General features: G+C 32.6%; 19 protein-coding genes. 17 read left to right on the forward strand and 2 right to left on the reverse strand.

Features of this window, described 5'->3' with window-relative positions:
- Positions 1-2 precede the first annotated feature (2 nt).
- Both MY04_RS23560 and MY04_RS23565 read left to right on the forward strand, forming a co-directional pair.
- The gene (locus tag MY04_RS23560) at positions 3-1,982 is read left to right on the forward strand and encodes a beta-galactosidase (protein ID WP_066214940.1); all 1,980 of its coding nucleotides are present in this window, start codon (positions 3-5) and stop codon (positions 1,980-1,982) included.
- 49 nt (positions 1,983-2,031) lie between these two features.
- Positions 2,032-2,571 carry an RNA polymerase sigma factor gene (locus MY04_RS23565; RefSeq protein ID WP_066216765.1) on the forward strand — a complete coding sequence of 180 codons (540 nt, stop codon included), beginning with the start codon at positions 2,032-2,034 and terminating at the stop codon, positions 2,569-2,571.
- An 11-nt stretch (positions 2,572-2,582) separates the two neighbouring features.
- Here MY04_RS23565 and MY04_RS23570 read toward each other — a convergent pair whose 3' ends face one another.
- Positions 2,583-3,038: a DUF4231 domain-containing protein gene (locus MY04_RS23570; protein ID WP_066214942.1), complete on the reverse strand. Its 456-nt coding sequence runs from the start codon at positions 3,036-3,038 to the stop codon at positions 2,583-2,585.
- A gap of 287 nt (positions 3,039-3,325) precedes the next feature.
- On the opposite strand from MY04_RS23570, the gene MY04_RS23575 reads away from it, so the two are divergent.
- From MY04_RS23575 to MY04_RS23635, 13 genes are all read left to right on the forward strand, one after another.
- Entirely contained in the window at positions 3,326-3,901 is a 576-nt protein-coding gene (locus MY04_RS23575) for a TetR/AcrR family transcriptional regulator (protein WP_066214944.1), read from the forward strand.
- A gap of 1 nt (position 3,902) precedes the next feature.
- Positions 3,903-5,027 carry a hypothetical protein gene (locus tag MY04_RS23580; RefSeq protein WP_066214946.1) on the forward strand — a complete coding sequence of 375 codons (1,125 nt, stop codon included), beginning with the start codon at positions 3,903-3,905 and terminating at the stop codon, positions 5,025-5,027.
- A 3-nt stretch (positions 5,028-5,030) separates the two neighbouring features.
- A complete protein-coding gene (locus MY04_RS23585) occupies positions 5,031-5,723 on the forward strand; it encodes an ABC transporter ATP-binding protein (protein WP_066214948.1) in 693 nt (230 codons plus the stop codon).
- Between the two features lie 3 nt (positions 5,724-5,726).
- Complete coding sequence (locus tag MY04_RS23590; RefSeq protein WP_066214950.1) at positions 5,727-6,899, forward strand: ABC transporter permease; 1,173 nt, start codon at positions 5,727-5,729, stop codon at positions 6,897-6,899.
- Complete coding sequence (locus MY04_RS23595) at positions 6,899-8,170, forward strand: ABC transporter permease (protein WP_066214952.1); 1,272 nt, start codon at positions 6,899-6,901, stop codon at positions 8,168-8,170. Before MY04_RS23590 ends, MY04_RS23595 begins: the two co-directional genes overlap by 1 nt.
- Before the next feature lie 12 nt (positions 8,171-8,182).
- Positions 8,183-8,914 carry an outer membrane lipoprotein-sorting protein gene (locus MY04_RS23600; RefSeq protein ID WP_066214954.1) on the forward strand — a complete coding sequence of 244 codons (732 nt, stop codon included), beginning with the start codon at positions 8,183-8,185 and terminating at the stop codon, positions 8,912-8,914.
- Between the two features lie 88 nt (positions 8,915-9,002).
- Complete coding sequence (locus tag MY04_RS23605) at positions 9,003-9,380, forward strand: hypothetical protein (protein ID WP_066214955.1); 378 nt, start codon at positions 9,003-9,005, stop codon at positions 9,378-9,380.
- Positions 9,381-9,448: 68 nt separating this feature from the next.
- Entirely contained in the window at positions 9,449-9,907 is a 459-nt protein-coding gene (locus MY04_RS23610) for a YdeI/OmpD-associated family protein (protein ID WP_066214957.1), read from the forward strand.
- A gap of 74 nt (positions 9,908-9,981) precedes the next feature.
- Positions 9,982-10,467 (forward strand): hypothetical protein, encoded by a 486-nt coding sequence (locus MY04_RS23615; protein WP_066214959.1) that lies wholly within the window; start codon positions 9,982-9,984, stop codon positions 10,465-10,467.
- A 186-nt stretch (positions 10,468-10,653) separates the two neighbouring features.
- Positions 10,654-11,298 carry a hypothetical protein gene (locus tag MY04_RS23620; protein WP_066214961.1) on the forward strand — a complete coding sequence of 215 codons (645 nt, stop codon included), beginning with the start codon at positions 10,654-10,656 and terminating at the stop codon, positions 11,296-11,298.
- 77 nt (positions 11,299-11,375) lie between these two features.
- A complete protein-coding gene (locus MY04_RS23625) occupies positions 11,376-12,476 on the forward strand; it encodes a vWA domain-containing protein (protein WP_066214964.1) in 1,101 nt (366 codons plus the stop codon).
- 10 nt (positions 12,477-12,486) lie between these two features.
- The gene (locus MY04_RS23630; RefSeq protein ID WP_066214966.1) at positions 12,487-13,992 is read left to right on the forward strand and encodes a magnesium chelatase; all 1,506 of its coding nucleotides are present in this window, start codon (positions 12,487-12,489) and stop codon (positions 13,990-13,992) included.
- 215 nt (positions 13,993-14,207) lie between these two features.
- Entirely contained in the window at positions 14,208-16,013 is a 1,806-nt protein-coding gene (locus MY04_RS23635; protein WP_066214969.1) for an AMP-dependent synthetase/ligase, read from the forward strand.
- A gap of 61 nt (positions 16,014-16,074) precedes the next feature.
- On the opposite strand, the gene MY04_RS23640 is transcribed toward MY04_RS23635, so the two are convergent.
- The gene (locus tag MY04_RS23640) at positions 16,075-16,731 is read right to left on the reverse strand and encodes a hypothetical protein (RefSeq protein WP_066214971.1); all 657 of its coding nucleotides are present in this window, start codon (positions 16,729-16,731) and stop codon (positions 16,075-16,077) included.
- 318 nt (positions 16,732-17,049) lie between these two features.
- Between MY04_RS23640 and MY04_RS23645 the strand changes: the two genes are divergently transcribed.
- Positions 17,050-18,582: a hypothetical protein gene (locus MY04_RS23645; RefSeq protein ID WP_066214973.1), complete on the forward strand. Its 1,533-nt coding sequence runs from the start codon at positions 17,050-17,052 to the stop codon at positions 18,580-18,582.
- Positions 18,583-18,606: 24 nt separating this feature from the next.
- Positions 18,607-20,715, forward strand: a complete 2,109-nt coding sequence (locus MY04_RS23650) for an OmpA family protein (RefSeq protein ID WP_066214975.1) — start codon at positions 18,607-18,609, stop codon at positions 20,713-20,715.
- Position 20,716 lies beyond the last annotated feature (1 nt).

The following is a 20,716-nucleotide window of genomic DNA, read 5'->3' on the forward strand; positions in this document are numbered from 1 at the left end:
GCATGATGAATAATACACTTTACACTACTTTACTATTACTCTTATTCCAATTTACTCTAAATGCTCAGTCCAATAATGGTCTACCCATGATTGGTGCTCAAATGATTATTGAACCTGGTCAGTCAGATGAGGAAATTGATCAACTTTTTGCCCTAATGGAAAGTACGGGAATGACGGTCTGTAGAATAAGGATGTTTGAATCTTATCTGAAAAATGAGAAAGGAGATTGGGACTTTACTTTATTTGATAAAGCGTTCGCTAGTGCTAAAAAACATAATGTAAAGATTTTTGCTACCTTATTTCCGTCAACAAGTGTAGATGATATAGGCGGTGTGAAATTACCTTCTTCTGAAGAACAATTGTTACAAATTGAGGAGTATATGAAACATGTTGTGACTCATTATAAGTCACACTCTCAACTTTTTGCTTGGGTGTTGATTAATGAGCCGGGAGTAGGTGATTTTCCAAAAGATGATTTTACCCAAAAAAGGTATCAAGAGTGGAAATCAAAAAGAAGTATTACTGCATTTGAGGAAAAATTCATGTCGCCCCAAGCTTTCCTTACGGAATACAATACATGGTTTTTAAACTGGATTGCTTCAAAAGTGAGAAGTATTGATCAAGAAACAGCTTTACATGTCAATAACCATATGGCCTTCCAATTGGCAAGAGAATACGATTTTCCAAAGTGGAGTGAATTTTTAAATTCTTTAGGTGCTTCGGCTCACCCGAGTTGGCATTATGGTTGGTTTACACGTGAAGATTATACGATGGCATTTTCTGCTAATTGCAAATTGATTCATTCTGGAGCCATGAAAAACAACTTCTGGATAACAGAATTACAAGGAGGGACAAATATATATAGTGGTTATTACCCTTTGTGTCCTACAAAAGAAGAAATAGGTTTGTGGCTTTGGACAGGTATTGGAGCAGGTGCTGAGGGAATTATATTTTGGTCATTTAATTCTAGAAAATCAGGAATTGAGGCCGGAGAATGGGGTTTGGTAAATTATGAAAATGGAATGACTGATCGATTGGAAGAAGTACAGAAAATCAATCAGTTTTTAAAAACAAATGAAAATTTTTTCAGGGATAAAAAGGTAATTGAAAGTAATATTTCCATACTCTATAATCGAGAATCGATGTGGGCTGAAAAAGCATTGCAGACGTGGCAAGGTCCAACGACAGGAAGAGATTATGGAAGTACAATGCTTTCTTCTATTGAGTTTTATAAATTTCTTCAAAATGAAGGTTATCAACCTAATTTAAAAGAAATTAGAGAGTTCGATTTTTCTAAAAGTAACTACGAAGGTCAACTGATTATTCTATCTCATCAGGTAGTAATGAAAGATCAGATGATTAAAGATTTGAGAGACTTCACTGAAAAAGGAGGACAGGTTTTAATTGATGGTTTGACAGGTATTTATGATGCTCAATTAAATTTTGAACCTACTTCTGATTTCAAATTGCAACTGCTTACCGGTGGTGAGATTTTAGAAATTAAACACCTTCCATCCAACACACAATTTGATATTCATGAAAACATTGTCACTACTGGTTTTATGACTGAAATAAAGAACAAGAATGCCCAAGTAATTTATCAGAATAATTCAAAAATAGTAGGTCTTAAAAGTTCAATTGGAAAAGGTACAGTCACTTGGATTCCATCACCTTTAGCTTTGGAAAATAAAAACTCCAAAAATAACCTTAAAAACCTTTGGCATAATCTAGAAATGGATCAACAATTTGTATCAAATAAAATTTTGGAATGCGATAAAGAAGGCCTCATACATCATACGTTAAAATCGAAAGATCAATGGCTTCATATTATCAATAACCCAACAAAAACATCTATAAATATCACTTTAAAAGGTACTGATATTAAACAGCTTAATGACGGTATTCCAAAAAATGTAGATCAAAAAATTAAAATAGGTGTCGAATCGACAATTATTTTAATACAAAAAAGAAAATCACTTTAAATTTTAATAATTATTCTTTAAATTGATCAAAATACCAATGAAAACTAACATGATTGATCTACATATTTGGAGTCGTGTCCGTGAAGGCGACTACGAAGCTTTTGAACAACTATATGATCTATTTTTCGACAGTCTATATGCTTATGGTATCAAACTATGTAAAAATTCTGACCAAGTAGAAGATGCTATACACGATATGTTTCTGGATATATGGAAATACCATGATAAATTATCAGAAACAACTTCTGTAAAGTTTTATCTATTTCGCTCCCTAAGAAGGAAAATTCATAAAAACATTAAATCTGATGAGAAAGTAAGCATCTTTAATAAAGATGTCACTCATGTCTATGAAGTCGAAGACCAAAGCTTCGATACATTGATAATTCAATCTGAGGAAAAAGCTGAAAAATCAGTTTTACTGAAGAAAAATTTAGCCTCATTGTCTAAGAGACAATATGAGGCTGTAATGCTTAAATTTTATTCCAATTTCTCTTATAAAGAAATTGGATCCATGATGGATATGAATGAACAATCGGCCAGAAACTTAATAGGGCGAGGTCTAGAGAAGTTAAAAGGTTTATTCAGTTAAGAAATACTTTACTAATCATCTGTCCTCAATTCTTTCCATTTACTATTACTTTCGTGAACTATATCTTTATACTGACTATAAAATCTATTTAAAACTTTGTCGTTATCTCTGTCTTCCTCTTTCAACATCTTAAGTTCGAACAATAAAGTTCTCAAATGATTTCTTGTTTCGCTATAATTTACCCATAATTCTTTATGGTTAAAAAAGCCATCCCAAGCTGCCAATAAAGCACTGCAAGCACTAAAAATTAGTGTCATACATTTTACTGCAAAATGTAAGTCTTCACCTAAATCATCTCCAATAGCCACTAAAAAAGTAATGCAAGAGGACGAAAAAGCGATTCCCATATATATCCAAAATGATTTACTCTTATGCCCTTCACTCCAGGAAGCAGTTTTCTCAGACATGTCGTAGATTTCTTTTTTTAGCAACTCGTATTTGCTTGTTACGTCTTTGGTATCAGTCATTGTTAATTTATGATTTTGCTTTAGTCTAAGCAATTATACAATCAAAATCGGAAGTTTTAGACCTTCTTTTTTTGACTACTCTGCGTTAGAATTTCATCACGTAGACATACTATGCTCTTCAATTCTGCCTTGATTAGTCAAAAAAATAATATTCTAAGTTTTCCCAATTTTAAATGTATAACTGCTTAATCCTTCGAAGATAATTATTTCTGTTAAATAATTATCAAATGATACATATTTACTGAAATGTTACTATATTCGTATCATAAATATAAAAAAGTAACATTTTGAAAGCAAAAGATAAAATCATACAATCTGCAACGACCTTATTCTTAGATAAAGGAATTAAGAAGGTAAACATTACCGAAATTATCGAAGATGCAGGTGTTTCTAAAATGAGCTTTTATCGTCAGTTTAAAAATAAAGAGGACATTTTATTGGCAGTACTTAAACAATTCTTTAAGGCCTCTATGGATGATTATCAAAAGTTATTAGACAAAAAATTACCTTTTCTAGATTTTCTTAATGAGATCATCTTAATGAAAATTGAGGTGAGCAAGAAAATGAGTAAATCATTTATGGAGGAATTAATGTCAATGTTCCATGAAAAAAATGAAATACTTGATTTCTTAATGGAACATCAAAAGAAAAGTACAGCTTTATTTATAGAACAGTTGATGCAAGCAAAAGCCAACGGGGAAGTCGGAGATGATTTTAGTATTGAGTTTTTGATGTACATGATGGAAAAAACGCAACAAGTAGCGAGTGATCCAATGTTACTTCAAATGTTTGATACTCCTGAAGAGGCTGTTAAGCAGGCCACAAAATTTTATTTTTTCGGTATCTACGGACAAAGAAAGTAGGATGAAAAAACAACTAACATACCTATTGATATTGATTTCGCTTCACTCTTTTGGACAATCCTCTTTAGAATTTAATGGGATGTTTCAAGGCTTTACAACCTATACTAATGATAGCGAATTGAAATTATGGAGTGGTGGGCGGTATATCCCAGAACTCAAATACGAATATAAAATCGATTCATTACAATCGTTTTCTGCTTATGGATCTGCCAACTTATATGCAGATGTACAATATGCCGGAGGTGATCCAAAAACCAATGCTTACATCAATCCCTACCGTGCTTGGGTGAGATACGCCTATGCCAATAGTGAAATACGAGTCGGTTTACAGAAAATTGATTTTGGATCAGCTAGCATCTTGCGACCGCTTCAATGGTTTAATCAAATTGACCCTAGAGATCCTTTAGGTTTAACGAATGGAGTGTATTCCGCTTTAGGTAAATACTATTTCAAAAACAATGCAAACGTTTGGTTTTGGGTATTGTATGGTAATGAAGAAAGAAGAGGATTTGATGTATTACCATCTGATAAAAAATCACCTGAATATGGTGGAAGATTGCAACTACCTACACCCAAAGGCGAAATTGCTTTTTCTTATCATCATAGAAATGCAATATATGATAATCAAGATCCTGTTTATCCTGAGTACATAAATACAATAGAAAATAAATATGGTATTGATGGAAAATGGGATGTTGGTGTTGGATTGTGGTTCGAAGGGAGTTATACAAAATTACAAGACCCCATCAGTATTTTCACTAATCAGACATTACTTAATTTAGGAACGGATTATACCATAAATGGATTAAATATAGTTTTTGAACATTTATTCTTATGGTATGGAGAAGAATGGAATAAAGCAGACTATAGGGGAAACACCTCTGCCATTTCATTTAATTATCCGATTTCATTTTTCGACAATGTCTCTTTGATGGTCTATCAGGATTGGACCAACAATGGGACAGGAGCATTTGCTTCTTATAATCACGATTTCAATTTGTGGACGGGCTATTTTATGCTCTATTATAACCCAACCACTCAAATAACATCACCTATTGTCAATAACGATTTAAACCAATTTACATCTGGGTTTGGCGTTCGTTTTATGGCAATTATAAATCACTAAGATATGGAGACAAACAACTTAATTGAACTGAACAACGTGACCAAGAAATTTCCTGTAGGAGATGGTGAATTTACTGCTCTAAGTAAGATAAACTTAAATTTTACGAAAGGAGAATTTTCTGGTTTAATCGGACCGAGTGGATCAGGTAAGACAACACTTTTAAACCTAATTGGTGCCTTGGACGATACTTCAGAAGGAAGCATTGAAATTAATGGAAAAAACATTGCCAATAACTCAGATGAAGATTCGGCATTACTAAGAAATGAACACATCGGATTTATTTTTCAATCCTATAATCTCTTACCTGTTTACAGCATTTATGAAAATGTTGAATTTCCATTGTTGCTTCAAAAATTACCAAAGGCAAAAAGAAAAGAAATGGTCACGCAGGCTTTAAAGTGGGTAGGTTTAGAAGATATCGCAGATAAGAAGCCATCTCAGATATCGGGTGGTCAAGCACAAAGAGTGGCCATTGCACGTTCTATTGTCAAGAAACCACAAATTATATTGGCTGATGAACCTACAGCAAATTTGGATTCAGCCAATGCATATAAAGTCATGGACATACTAAAGAAATTGAATGAAGAATTAGGTATCACTTTTATCTTTTCTTCCCATGATAGTAAAGTGATCAAATATTTAAAGAGAGTCATATCTCTTGAAGATGGTAAAGTGGTTAACGACGAAAAGAAATAGGTCATGGAAATAGTACACAATTTTCTTCTCAATTTCCGTTTGGCTTACCGAAATATCATCAGTGCAGGTTTAAGAACATGGTTAACGATTACCACTTTAGCCTTTGCATTTTTATTGATATTATTCTTCAATAGCTTGTATACGGGGTGGGAATATCAAGGCATACGAGATCAAATTGATTGGGAATATGCGGATGGTCAAATTATTCAAACGGATTACGATAAATTAGATCCTTTTAGTATTGAAAGTGGGCATGCTCAAATGTTGGATCAACCTCAATTGACTCCTGTTTTAATCAGACAAGGAAATTTATATCCACAAGGCAGACTTCTTCCTATTTTAATAAAAGGTATATCAGTGGATCAACAAATTGTCAAACTTCCCACAGCTGCTTTTTCACAAAGTAAAGATGATATTCCCGCAATTATTGGAGATGGAATGGCCACAGATAATCACTTAAAAATTGGAGATCAAATCTTATTAAGATGGAAAGATAAAAACGGCACTTTTGATGCAAAGCAAATCACAATTGTAGATATTTTTAAAACCAATGTACCTACAGTGGATGGTGGTCAGATTTGGGTAGATATCCATACACTTTGGGAAATGACAGGTATGCAAAATGAAGCGAACTATCATTTAGTAAAAGGAACTTTTGAGGATAATTTGTCTGACCAATGGAGATTTGAAAGTCAACAAGAACTACTAAAAGAATTTGTGGCAATGGTCGATATGAAAAAGGGATCATCTGCATTTCTTTATATCATTTTGATGTTCATTGCTTTGATTGCCATTTTTGATTCTCAGGTGTTTTCTGTTTTTAAACGTCAGAAAGAAATTGGGACGTATATCGCTCTTGGATTTACAAAAAAGAGAGTAACGTTCTTGTTTACCTTGGAAGGAACAATGTATGCTTTTATCGCTACCATTATAGGAACAGCGATCTCGGTTCCATTAATTACTTGGTTGGGTGTTGAAGGGGTTGATTTGGGAAATCAAGATCAATCCAGACAAATGGGAGTAACTGTAGGCGAAAAGCTCTATCCGATGCTGACATCAGGACTTTTATTTAGTTCTGTCTTTTGGGTAATTCTATTATCCACTATTGTCAGTTACCTTCCTGTAAGGAAAATTGCAAAAATGAATACTGTAGATGCACTTAAAGGGAAAAAATAATGTTTGAGTTTTTATTTAAAGGATTAATCCGAGATAAAAGTAGAAGTGTCCTTCCTGTGATAGTAGTGGCACTTGGCGTATCCCTTTCTGTTTTTTTTGTGGGATACATGCAAGGCATGATTGGCGATATGGTCGATCAGAATGCTAGATTCAGTACCGGCCATATGAAAGTGATGAGTCGAGAATACGTGAAAAATATTGCTCAAAGACCACTTGATTTAGCGTTGTTAGATGCAGACGATTTAATTGCTGATTTACAAAAGGACTATCCTGAAGTAGATTGGGTGAAACGTATCAATTTCGGAGGGATTTTGGATGTCCCAGACGAGGAAGGACAAACTAAAACACAAGGAATGGCAGGTGGTATTGCCTTGGATCTTTCATCAAATAGTTCGGATGAAAAACGAATGAAATTTGAAGAGAATTTAGTGCAAGGAACTTTACCTAATGGACCTTATCAAATGATTCTGGGAGAAGGCTTAGCCCATCGTATGAAAGTGAAGATAGGAGATAAAATCACTTATTTTGGATCGACTATGGATGGTGCAATGTCATTCCAAAATTTCACCTTAGTGGGAACTGTATCATTTGGTACTTCAGTATTGGATGATCGAACGTTTATAGTGGATATCAAAGATGCTGAACAAATCTTGGATATGGTTGATGCCGCTCAAGAAATCTTAGGTTTTTTACCCAATGATGTATATGATGATGGTAAAATCAATGAAATAAAAGAAAGTTTTAATGCTAAAATGTCATCTGATACGGATGAATATGCACCTGAGATGTTGGCATTAAGAGATCAAGGAGGGATGAGTTATATCTTAGATTTTGCTGGCGTTATTGCAGGATTCTTTACCACATTATTTGTGGTAGCTATGTCGATTGTCCTTTGGAATACAGGCTTATTAGGTGGTTTAAGAAGATATACTGAGTTCGGGATTCGAATTGCCATGGGAGAGTCTAAAAAGGCGATATACAAATCCTTGCTTGTGGAGGCATTAATTATTGGTGCAATAGGTTCTGTAATTGGAACTGTTTTGGGTGTAATTCTTACTTATTATTTACAAGAAGTTGGAATAGACATTTCTGATATAGTCGGACAAGGAAGCATGTTAGTTTCCAATGTGATTAGAGCGAAAGTTGTTCCTCAGCAATTGTGGATTGGTTTTATTCCGGGTGTCGCGGCTACCTTATTAGGAGCACTTTTATCTGGAAGGGGGATCTTTAAACGTCAGACCTCACAATTATTTAATGAATTAGGAGTATAATCAAATACTAAAATGAAAAAGATATTTATTCTGTGTGCTTTTTTTCTATCAATAGGTAGTCAAGCACAAGATGCTAACAAAATACTGAAAGAAATCGATCAGAATATGTACACCAAAACAAAGGTGTCCACCACAAAGATGATCGTTTATGGTAAACGAAAGACAAAAGAAATTATCACCAAAGGGTTTACTCGAGGTACAGAAGATTCGTTTTCTGAATACTTATCACCTGCAAGGGAGAAAGGGACAAAAATGCTAAAGTTGGACGATAAACTATGGATTTACTCACCTTCCTCAGATCGTACTATTCAAATTTCAGGACATATGTTAAGACAATCTGTGAATGGATCCGATATGTCGTATGAAGATATGATGCAAGAGAGGAAATTGGTTGAAATGTATGCACCTACAATTGTAGGTGAAGAAGAGATGAATGGAGAAGAGTGTTACATTCTAGAACTTGACGCAAAAACGGAGGATGTTACCTATCAAAAAATAAAAATGTGGGTAGAGAAAAAACATTCAGTCCCTATGCGTCAAGATCTTTTTGCTAAAAGTGGGCAAATGCTTAAAACCATCAATATGTCTGATATCCGAAAAGTAGGCGATAGATACTATCCATTTAAGATGAATTACAAAGATGTGCTGAAAGATGGAAAAGGGACAGATTTTGTGGTGATGGAAATGGAAAATAATGTTCCTATTCCGGATCATGTGTTTAATAAGAGTAATTTGAAGAAGTAAGCACAATTAACAGTAAGATAACAACCATAGATTCCTTCATTTTTAAAATTTTGAATAACTTGTGTCTTAAACTAAAATTTGACCAAAAATGAATACATTAGAACAAATTCAAATTTTAAATAGTAATGAGCAGGAACTCGATCAAGAGTATTTCTTAAAAGAAGAACATTATGAACTTTTGATGGATTTATCGGAAGCAGAAACGGACGATGAAGAAGAAGAGTTGTTCAAAAAAATGAAAGACATTCCCAATCTACCAATAATCTCTGCGATTATTGAACTTTGGGAAAATACAGTGGGTGCTGTAGTCCTTTCTCAAGAATTGAAAGAAGGAAATCAAGTTACTATGGAGGATAAAATGGAAATCGAAGAAGAAGCTTGTGCAGATATGTCATTTGATTATTCTCGATTTACGGTAATTCTCGAAGGAGAAGTAAATAGAGTTCAAATAGTAGATCAAGAATAAGATCATTTGATATACTCAATATAAATAAGCATGTTTGAGATGAATAATATTTCAAACATGCTTTTTTTATGATCGAATTAAAGTTAACTATACAGAAATTTGAAGGAAAAGGAGGGTGGTCCTATGTAGATGTTCCAGGGATTACTTCTGATAGAAATACTCATTTTGGTTGGGTGACTGTAAGTGGAAGTATAGATGGCTATCCTTTAGAAAAAGTAAAGCTGATGCCTAAAGGTGATGGTCTTTTATTTTTACCTATTAAAAAAGAGATAAGAAAGAAGATAAAAAAAGAGCAAGGCGATGAGGTGCATATCAAATTATATCTTGATAATGAAGAGGTAAACAACCCAGATATTCTTTACAACATTCTTTTAGATATTTCAGATAAAGCTGCTAAAAATTTTAAAAACTTACATAGATCACGACAAAGGGATATCATTCAGAGAATATTTGATAATAGGAACGAAGATGTTCAAACACAGCGAATTAATGAGTTAATTGTTGAGTTAGAATCAAAAAATGTATGACAAAAAGGGTTTATTATATCATTTTTATTTGATAATATTTTTTATTACATTGGTTTTGAACAACAATATTACATATGATACGATCCAGAATTTGGCATCCCAAAACCAATACGACCTCACAAACAATTTACAAAGACCACTATTATGTTTCTAATCTAATAGAAAAGAAGTGGTTACACAAACTAATAGGAACTTGGGGAAATTCAAAATATGTCTTCAAGTACACTATTAATCTTAATACTAGTATTAAAATCTTAAATGATGAATACAAGGAATTAGGAAAGATTAAGATCAATTTTTGGGGCACTAAAGCTAAAATTTTTATTGATGACAAAGTTTATCAATGGAACGCTAAAAACATGCTACGTAAACAGTGGCACATTAAATCAAAAGAGCAGTCGAAAATATTAAATGATAAGGGTCAGTTTTTCTCCAACGATTTGCCAAAAAATCATAGAGGCATATTAAATTTGTCGGGACACGCTGTTCAGCATTTTAATAATCATTACCTCGTTTCAATATTTTCTTTTATTATTGGCGGTCTTCTTATAATTATATAAAAACATTAAATAATTGTAAATTAAATTTACGCAACTTTGATAAATACTAAAAATATAAATCAATTTGTATTTTTGTAATTAAATGTTGTACAATTTTTGTGTGTTCATCTCACTATCTACTTTATTAAATTTGCATGACTTAAATTGGTGTCGCGAAACATCAAAATCAATTGAGATTAAATACAAATGAACCAACTATTATTTCTTTTATTATTTTTAGTTAGTACTATCGTTTATGCTGGTCAAACAAATACTAAACAACTTACAGAATACGACGACTATAGAATATGGTCAAATGTAAGTGGTACAACTATGTTCAAAGCTAAATATTTAGCTGAATCTGAAAACAGTGTTTTTTTAGAAAAAATTGACGGTAGTATTCACAAAATCCCTTTAACAACTTTTCATTCGAATGATCAAAGTTTTATTGTTGATCAAAAAGTAAGGGCAGAACAAATCAAAAACAAAATGTATTCGAACATGGTACAATCGAAATGGTTGATCATATTCGCTATAGTCTTATTATTGATTTCCATGGTATTTATGTATCACAGTCACAAATATGCTTTATTTCTAAAGTTCATCTTTGGGTTTAGTATTGTTATTCTATTTGTAGGAAGTACGTCTTCTTATGTTAGAAATTTTGATATGATATTTAATTACTACACCAATATTTCAAATAAGTCAGACCTACAAAAAGACTTAGAAAGCATTTTTGAGAAAAAAATACCCACAAAACTAAAGCGACCTGTAATCGAATTGGAAAAAAAATCAGATTTATTTCCTTTATATCATTCGATTATTCTAACGACTTACTCAAAAAACAACTAAATATTTTTACTCCTCAATAGAACAATTTAACCGAGAATATGTTAATTTGAATATATCATAAATTTCAAATTGCTTCTATGCTCGGCTATCGTTTTACAGATTATATTCCCCCAGAAAATCCTGATGGAGATGTCTTCTCCGAACTCCTCAAAATATTCATGGAACTCATTAACATTACAGGAGGTAATGTTTCAGAGACTATGATATGGATGAATAATATTGATAAAAAATACAATATTACAAATGATGATTATGGGATGGGTGATTTTTATAATGACCTAAAAAATAAGGGTTACATTAAAGAAAACAATGAAGAAGGTAACTTCCAAATTACTCCAAAAAGTGAGCAAAAGATTAGACAATCTGCTTTAGAGGAAATATTTGGGAAACTGAAAAGAGGACAAAAAGGAAATCACAAAACAAATTTTACTGGAGTGCAGGGGGACGAGTTTACTTCTGATAAACGACCTTTTGAGTTTGGAGATGCATTGGGTCAAATATCAATGACTGATTCTTTACGAAATGCTCAAATTAATCATGGAGTAGATTCTTTTTCTATTCATGAAAGTGATTTAGAGGTAATTGAGAAAGAACATCGGACTCAAACCTCTACTGTATTGATGATTGATATATCACATTCTATGATTCTTTATGGAGAGGATAGAATTACTCCAGCCAAAAAGGTAGCTATGGCTTTATCAGAAATGATAAAGAGAAAATACAAGAAAGATACTTTAGATATTATAGTTTTTGGAAACGATGCTTGGCAAATAAAAATTAAAGATTTACCCTATTTGCAAGTTGGACCTTATCATACAAATACCGTTGCAGGATTGGAATTGGCTATGGATCTTCTAAGAAGAAGAAAAAATGCCAATAAACAAATTTTTATGATTACTGATGGTAAACCTTCATGTCTTAAAGAAGGAGCTGGTTACTATAAAAACAGCTTTGGTTTAGATAGGAAGATAGTAAATAAATGTCTAACGCTTGCCGCTCAATGCAGACGTTTGAGGATTCCTATCACCACATTCATGATCGCATCAGATCCATATCTTCAGGAATTTATCAAAGAATTTACAGAAACAAACAATGGAACTGCATATTACAGTGGTTTACAAGGTTTAGGAGATATGATTTTCGAAGATTATTCAAGAAATAAAAAGAAACGACTTTAAAATAAATAATATGTACGCTAAACTTTCTACGGAAGAAAAATTAAAGATTACAACTCTAGGCGAATTAAAGGTTGCCGGATATCAATCAAAAAGTGTAAAGGACGAGTTAAGAGATAATTTGATCCTAAAATTAAAAGAAAAACAAAATCCTTTTCCAGAAATATGGGGATATGAAGATACTGTTATTCCAGAATTGGAAAGAGCAATATTGTCGAAACATAATATCAATTTATTAGGTCTAAGAGGACAGGCTAAAACTCGTATTGCACGATTAATGGTTCATTTGTTAGACGAAGTAATACCTGTAGTGAAAGGATCAGAATTGAATGATGATCCTTTAGCTCCATTATCCTATTTTGCGAAAGCTCAAATTAGTGAGAAAGGTGATGATACACCCATAATATGGTGGAATAGAGAAGAGCGATTTACTGAAAAATTAGCTACGCCAGATGTATCAGTTGCTGATTTAGTAGGTGATATTGACCCAATAAAAGCAGCTACGAATAAATTAAGTTATTCTGATGAAAGAGTGATTCATTATGGATTAATTCCTAGATCCCATCGATCAATCTTTGTGATTAATGAGTTGCCTGACTTACAACCGAGAATTCAAGTGGCACTTTTTAATATCCTTCAGGAAGGTGATATTCAAATTAGAGGTTTCAAATTACGTCTTCCATTAGATATACAATTTGTATTTACAGCTAACCCAGAAGATTATACCAATAGAGGTAGTATTGTGACTCCTCTAAAGGATAGAATTGAATCTCAAATAATCACTCATTATCCAAAAGAAATTGAAGTTGCCCGTAAAATCACAGAGCAAGAAGCACAAATACAGACTTCTCAAAAAGAAGTGATTACTTCAAACCTATTGGCAAATAACCTCATAGAACAAATTGCCTTTGAGGCAAGAGAAAGTGAGTTTGTAGATGAAAAAAGTGGTGTTTCAGCTCGTTTGACCATCTCTGCAATGGAAAATTTATATTCAAGTGCCGAAAGAAGATTGTTAATCAATGGAGAGGAGAGTACTTACATTAGAGTATCTGATTTGATGGGTACGATTCCCGCTATTACCGGTAAAATTGAATTGGTGTATGAAGGTGAGCAAGAAGGAGCAGGAGAGGTCGCTCAAAGTTTGATTAGTAAAGCGATTAGAAAACAATTTTTAGAGATTTATCCTTCTCCTGAAAAAGTGAGAAAAGACGATGATAATCCATATCAATATGTTTTAGATTGGTTTGGTAATGGACATAAATTAGATATCATCAATGATGTTTCTACAAAAGTGTATCAGAATTTGCTTGATCAAGTACCCACATTAAGAGCTTTAGTGACAAAGCAAAATGAAAATCTTACTGAAGAAGAAACATTCTACCATATGGAATTTGTATTACATGGTTTAGCCGAATTTAGTCAGTTGAGTAAACATGCAATTTTGTCAAAAACAACGTTCTCTGATTTATTATCTGGAATGATGAATTTTTCAGCATCAGATTTTGAAGACGAAGAGTAAAATAAAACATGAGATAACGATTAGAATAATATGTGACACAAAAGGAGGGTTTAAATACCCTTTTTTTGTGTCATTTCTCATTTATTTACATTTTTTCGTTAAATTTTAAATTATTTAAAGAATTATTTGTCACATTTAATTGTTACAACTTGTTGTAAGGAGGTTGAAAGTATTCTTCAATACTACATTGGAACAAACAACTTAATATAATTTTAATGTCACATACATCACACTTAGTACATAAGATTAGAACTCAGGTAGAGAAATTAAATACCAAAGAGGCGGCACGTTTTAGAGTAGCCGACAATCTTTGGGAAAGCATTTCATGGGCAGATTTCGGAAGTGAAATCGATGCAGTATCAAAAGCATTGATTTCAAATGGGATTGGTGTTCAAGACAAAGTGGGTATTTATGCACAGAACATGCCTTTCTGGACAGTAGCAGATTTCGCTACTCAACAAATGAGGGGGGTAGCTGTATCAATTTATGCGACTAGTACATCACATCAAGCGGCTTACATCATTAATGATGCACAGATTAAAGTACTTTTTGTTGGTGATCAGGAACAATATGATAATGCTATTGAAGTTTTCGATAGATGTGAATCGTTGACTCATATAGTTGCAATGAAAAAAGAAACACACCTTCGCCACCACAAGGCTGGTATTCAGTGGGTTGATTTCTTAGAAACAGCATCTTCAGATGTAGAAGAAGAATTTAATCAACGTATTAACGATGCTAATTTTGATGATTTAGCTACATTAATTTATACATCAGGAACTACTGGAGAACCAAAAGGTGTAATGTTGGATTACAACAATTTCATTTCACAATTTGATGCACACACAGTATTAGTTGATTTTAATGAAGGCGATGTAAACCTAAGTTTCTTGCCACTTTCTCACGTTTTTGAAAGAACATGGTCAATGTATGTTTTCTATAACGGTGGTACGAACTGCTATTTAGAAGATGTAAAACAAATAAAAGAAGCATTAGTTGAAGCGAAACCACATGTAATGTGTGCTGTACCTCGTTTCTATGAAAAAATCTTCTCTGCTATTCATGATAAAGTAGCAAAAGCGAAACCTACCACACAAAAGCTTTTCCATTGGGCTGTAGGTATGGGTAAAAAAGCGTTTGATGCAAAACAAGAAGGAACGACTTTAGGAACTTTCGATAAAATGAAATTTAATTTAGCGACAAAATTAGTGCTAAGTAAATTCCAAAAATTATTAGGAGGTAATATTCGCTTTATGCCAGCAGGTGGAGCGAAATTAGATCCAGAAATTGGTACTTTCTTCCATTCTATCGGTATCCCAATTATTTTAGGATATGGTCTTACTGAAACAACTGCAACAGTTTCAGCATGGCATTTAAATGAAAAATTCTATACAAGTACAATTGGTACTACTATGCCTGGTTGCGATATCAAAATTGATGAAGCTACAGGTGAAATCTTAGTAAAATCTAAAGTAGTGATGAAAGGTTATTACAATAAACCAGAAGAAACTGCTAAAGTATTTACAGAAGATGGCTACTTCAAAACAGGTGATAAAGGAGAATTTGATGAAAAGGGTAACTTATTGATTACTGATCGTATCAAAGAGTTAATGAAAACATCAAATGGTAAATATATCGCACCTCAACTTGTTGAAGGTAAGATTGGTAAAGATCATTTTGTAGAGCAAATTGCTACAATTGCTGATGCAAGAAACTTTGTGTCGGCATTGATTGTACCTACATTTGAGTCATTAGAAGAGTATGCCAAAGAGCATAATATCTCTTACTCATCGAAGGAAGAATTGATTAAAGATTCTAAAATTATTAGAATGTATGAATCAAGAATAGAAAAAGCACAACATGATTTGGCTAATTTCGAAAAAGTGAAAAAATTCACTTTACTTCCAAAAGAGTTCTCTCAAGAAAAAGGAGAAATGACACCAACATTGAAGTTGAAGAGAAAAACAATTGACGAAAACTACAAAGCAGAAATTGATGAAATGTATGCTGCTTCTCGTTAATTGAAATGCATAAAAAAACCTCGACAAGTAATTGCCGAGGTTTTTTTATGGAGAATATTTTTTATCGAATATCTAACAAGCTATTGATTTCATCTTGTCCTAAATTTGCTTCTGTTTCCAGTTTCTTACGTAAATCTTCTTTTACGATTCTTTCTGCTTCAGCAACAGGATATTTAATAGATAATGTGATATAGGTTAATTTATCTACTTTCTTAAGCATTACAATCTGATCCGTTCTTCCTAAACGAGCAGTCACATTATTCTGATAAGAAGCAATCACTTGAGTCGCAGATGTAGCATCCGACATTCCTTCTGAATTACTTACAGATGATTTAATTCTACCTAAAATCTCAGATCCAATTTGTGTAGCAAGCTCTGTTAGGCACAATTGATAAGCAGCTTGTTTTGCAGCAGCAAATGTTTCGCCTTTAGATTGTTGGTAGGCTACAAAATATTTTGGATTACCATCTTCATCTTTTGCTAAACGTGCTACATAAGAATTTTCAATTTGCTTTTCCATTGGTAGATCACCAGGAATTACTTGATAACCTTCTTTTTCTAAAGCTTTTGCTTGTTTTCTGGCATCCTTTATAGATCTGCCTTTCATCTCTTTTAAAGTCTTCTTTTTTTCTTTTTTAGTTTGAGCAAAAGCACCTTGATTCGTCAGTAAAACAGAACAAAATAAAAGAGTAATAATAAATGAAAGTTTTTGTTTCATATAAAAAGATAAATTTAGTTTTTGAAAACTCAAAGAGAGTAAATTTTGATAATATCTCGAAATCATTTGAGTTATATAGTCTAGCTAATATAGATTAAAAATGTAGAAAAAAGCCAAGATTTAATTTAAATCATTCACTTATATGTGAATTCATGGTAAAATAAGTGGTTTAGAAGAGTACTTGACCTGTAATTTTTAATGAATTTATTTCAATTATTTTCTTTAATTATTTAACATATATCAACATTATTTTAAATATATAGCTATATTTACATTGATTCTTGCTATTCTCTTAATTAATTATCTTACTTCGAACTGATGCAAAAATTTTTACGAAACTATCTTCATCTTATTGTTATTTGTGTTCTATTTATACCTTTAAATCTTATTGCTAAAGGAGACCCTGTTTGGTTAAAAGCAGAATACAGATTAATCAATTATCCTACAGACAAGTTTTTAACAGCTTATCAAGTAGCAGTCAACGTCACATCTGAAAATAAATCAGACCGTTTGGCACAGCTAAAACTTGATGCAAAAAAAGAATTAGCTGAGAACGTATCAGTACAAATAGAGAGCGTAAGCAAGACAGAAATAGCGAATGCATCAGGAGCTAGCTATGAAAACTTTAAACAAAATAGTACCTCATTTTCTAATGTAAATTTAAGTGGTTTACATCAGATGGATTATTACGATGAGAAAAAAGCCATTTTGTATACTTTTATATACATTGAAATTAAAGAGCTATTGTCTATCAATAGAAAAAGAGTTAGTGAAGCCAATCAAAAAATTAAGACGTTAAAGAATCAAATTGATAATTATATAGCAAGCGAAAATATCATTGCAGCAAAAGAGACAATCAGAAAGGTGATTCCAATTTTTAGAGAAGTAGAGGAGCTTTATGCTGTATCTATCACTTTAGGGGATAAAATTGATTTGAATTACAATGAGTTTATTAATTATCAAACAGAGATAGAAAAAACAAACAAAGAATTATTGAATACCCATATTTCATCTGTAGATGAATTAGCAAATGATATAGCATCGATAATTAACGATCAGGTTCAATTATCCAATCAAACACTACGAGTTGATAATTTTACTTTCGAGGATACCAAAATGGGAAGTAAGTTATCTATGAAATTACATGCTTTATTAACTAGTAAGCTATCATCTCAATCTAAGTTTAGAGTGCTTGATGCTACCAATGCTACTACGAAATTTGAATTGCAAGGGACAATTTGGGAAGAAGGAGAATCTCTCCGAGTACTTTCCATTTTAAGAGATAAAGAGAGTGGGAATATTCAAGGTGGAAGTGAATCTAAAATACTTAAGAAAAAATTAGGAGATACTCCCTTTAAACCCGACAATCTTGATTACGCACTTAAGGTTCAAGGTCTGATTACTTCTAATCAATCTAATAATCAAGGGTTGTCCTTAGATGTGATTACCAATAAGGGAAATAAAAGCCCTATTTATGAAAAGGGGGAGATTATGTCCTTGTATGTTAAAGTAAATAGACCGTGTAAAGTAAGGTTTATTTATCATTTAGCAGATGGAACAAAGGTACTCCTATTAGATAATTATGAAATAACTGCTCAGCAGGTGAATCAAATGGTAAAAGTGAGCCAAGAATTTGAATGTTATCCGCCATTTGGAGTGGAAACGCTTCAAGTATTTGCCAAAACAGGAAGTAATTTTAAACCACTTTCAACTTCAGAAGATCAAGGTTATTATTTTATACAAGATGATATTGAAACAATTAATAATGTGAATAGGCAATTTTCAGATCTAGAACAAGAGGTGGCTTTTTCTGAAAAGCGATTGTTAATCACAACTCTACCAGCAAATTAGAATAGATATTTATTTAATACGATCATGCGATTTTTCTACAAATTTTTCTCAAAATCATTTCTACATTTACTCACTGCATTTATCCTAATTCCAATGATTGGTTTTGGACAAATAAAAATAAAGGCACAGAAATTACCAGATAATGTAAGTTCACCATTATATAGGGAATATGCTCCTTCTTTAAATGCAGATGGAACAATACTGATTTTTCAAGCCAATAGAAAGGACGGTGATAATTGGGGGATTTACGAAACAATTACAAAAGATAATGGCTTAACTTGGTCAGATCCCGTTGGCATAGATAGCGTAAATAACTATGCAAATCCAGATGATTTAATTGGAGGACCTGTGATTTCCTATGATGGTAACACTTTGTATTTTTTCGCCAATCTCGATGAAGGTTTAGGTGCAGAAGATATCTATTACAGTGAAAGAATTGGCGATAAATGGTCTTCACCTAAAAATATAGGAAGTCCTATCAATACCAAATACCATGAAAGTTTCCCTTCTATTTCTGCGGATGGTACGCATTTGTATTTCATGCGTTTCGATGCATATAGTATATCAGATTCTAATACATGTTTCGAAATATATGTGTCGGAAAAACAAAGTAATGGAGAGTGGGGAATACCAGAAGCACTTCCTGCACCTATTAATTTGGAATGCGAAAAAGCACCAAGAATTTTATCTGATGGTAGAACATTAATATTTTCATCAATTAGAGCCGGAGGTAAAGGAGATTATGACTTATGGATGTCAAAATTAGGATTTAACGGGGAGTGGTCTGAACCTGTAAACATGCATTTCGTCAACACGCCTGGTACAGACACATTTGCATCAATTTCTGCTTCAGGAGAAACCCTTTACTATTTGAATAGAGGCAAACCAGATCCAAAAGTTTTGAAGAAATACCCTGGTGAAATGCAGCAGGAAGATATTTATACAATTCAAATTACTGAGGAATTCAAACAGTATAAAAATAAAACGATTCAGGGTCAAATTATTGATTCTAAAGATCAATCGCCTGTACAAGCTACATTTTTTGTTAGAGATAGATCGACAACAGAAAGGTTATTTGAATTGCCAGTGGCGGAAGATGGAAAATTCGCACTAGTATTAACAGAAGGTATTGATTATGAAATTCTGGTGACCAAAGAAGGGTATTCAACCTATATCTTTCAGGAAGATTTATCTGATTTGAAACACTACGAAAGAGAAAAGAAGAACATCAACTTATTTAGTCATGCATTACTAAACTTAGAAGTATTTGATGCTGATTTAATGTCAAAAATTGAAAGCAATATTGTTGTTTATAACAAAGAAACAAACTTACCAATTGATGATATTGATATTATTTTTAATGAAAAACTCACTTCCTATTCATTAAAGCTACCAATAGGGCATTTATATGAGGTACAGGTGAGCAAAGAAAATTTTCAAACCCAATCATTCACTTTTGATTTGAGTACTATGCTACTGTATCAAAAATTCGAGAAGTCGATTGATCTAATGCCGAACAAAGTAGAAATGCAATTTAATGTTGCAGATGCAGCTACTGAAGAAGGTATTATGGCCAAAATCGTCTTAATAAATACTGATACCGATGAAAGGATAGAAGTTGAAGCAGAAATGGGTGAAGATGGTAAATACAAGATTGAAGTTAGAGATGGAGCCTCTTATGAAATAGAGGTAAGAAGCCCAAGAGGATATTCGTTTTTCTCATCAAAATTAAAAGCTTCCGATAAAAAAGAATTTGATGTAGCTCTTACAGAGCTAAAACCTAATAGTAAGCTTCCACTGAAAGATATTCTTTTTGAATCTAATTCATCTGAAATTATCGAAAGTAGTTTTAGAGAATTAAGGCGTTTAGTTAAACTGATGAAGGATAATCCGAATATCGTAGTAGAATTAGCAGCTCATACAGATGATGTAGGTTCTGATCGATACAATATGAAATTATCTGAACACAGAGCAAAAAATGTGGCGATGTATGTCATGGATTTTGGTATCCCTAAAAATCGATTGGTACCTAAAGGTTATGGAGAATCCCAGCCCACAGTATTAAATGATACTGAAGAAAACAAAGCGATGAATAGAAGGGTAGAATTAATGGTTCTTGAAATTAATAACTAAC

Source organism: Flammeovirga sp. MY04 (assembly GCF_001682195.2).
In the GTDB taxonomy this organism is placed as follows: domain Bacteria; phylum Bacteroidota; class Bacteroidia; order Cytophagales; family Flammeovirgaceae; genus Flammeovirga; species Flammeovirga yaeyamensis.

Coding starts and splice junctions, on each gene's coding strand:
- MY04_RS23560 (WP_066214940.1), top strand. CDS start 3: ATGATGAATAATACACTTTACACTACTTTACTATTACTCTTATTCCAA.
- MY04_RS23565 (WP_066216765.1), top strand. CDS start 2,032: ATGATTGATCTACATATTTGGAGTCGTGTCCGTGAAGGCGACTACGAA.
- MY04_RS23570 (WP_066214942.1), bottom strand. CDS start 3,038: ATGACTGATACCAAAGACGTAACAAGCAAATACGAGTTGCTAAAAAAA.
- MY04_RS23580 (WP_066214946.1), top strand. CDS start 3,903: ATGAAAAAACAACTAACATACCTATTGATATTGATTTCGCTTCACTCT.
- MY04_RS23585 (WP_066214948.1), top strand. CDS start 5,031: ATGGAGACAAACAACTTAATTGAACTGAACAACGTGACCAAGAAATTT.
- MY04_RS23590 (WP_066214950.1), top strand. CDS start 5,727: ATGGAAATAGTACACAATTTTCTTCTCAATTTCCGTTTGGCTTACCGA.
- MY04_RS23595 (WP_066214952.1), top strand. CDS start 6,899: ATGTTTGAGTTTTTATTTAAAGGATTAATCCGAGATAAAAGTAGAAGT.
- MY04_RS23600 (WP_066214954.1), top strand. CDS start 8,183: ATGAAAAAGATATTTATTCTGTGTGCTTTTTTTCTATCAATAGGTAGT.
- MY04_RS23605 (WP_066214955.1), top strand. CDS start 9,003: ATGAATACATTAGAACAAATTCAAATTTTAAATAGTAATGAGCAGGAA.
- MY04_RS23610 (WP_066214957.1), top strand. CDS start 9,449: ATGATCGAATTAAAGTTAACTATACAGAAATTTGAAGGAAAAGGAGGG.
- MY04_RS23615 (WP_066214959.1), top strand. CDS start 9,982: ATGATACGATCCAGAATTTGGCATCCCAAAACCAATACGACCTCACAA.
- MY04_RS23620 (WP_066214961.1), top strand. CDS start 10,654: ATGAACCAACTATTATTTCTTTTATTATTTTTAGTTAGTACTATCGTT.
- MY04_RS23625 (WP_066214964.1), top strand. CDS start 11,376: ATGCTCGGCTATCGTTTTACAGATTATATTCCCCCAGAAAATCCTGAT.
- MY04_RS23630 (WP_066214966.1), top strand. CDS start 12,487: ATGTACGCTAAACTTTCTACGGAAGAAAAATTAAAGATTACAACTCTA.
- MY04_RS23635 (WP_066214969.1), top strand. CDS start 14,208: ATGTCACATACATCACACTTAGTACATAAGATTAGAACTCAGGTAGAG.
- MY04_RS23640 (WP_066214971.1), bottom strand. CDS start 16,731: ATGAAACAAAAACTTTCATTTATTATTACTCTTTTATTTTGTTCTGTT.
- MY04_RS23645 (WP_066214973.1), top strand. CDS start 17,050: ATGCAAAAATTTTTACGAAACTATCTTCATCTTATTGTTATTTGTGTT.
- MY04_RS23650 (WP_066214975.1), top strand. CDS start 18,607: ATGCGATTTTTCTACAAATTTTTCTCAAAATCATTTCTACATTTACTC.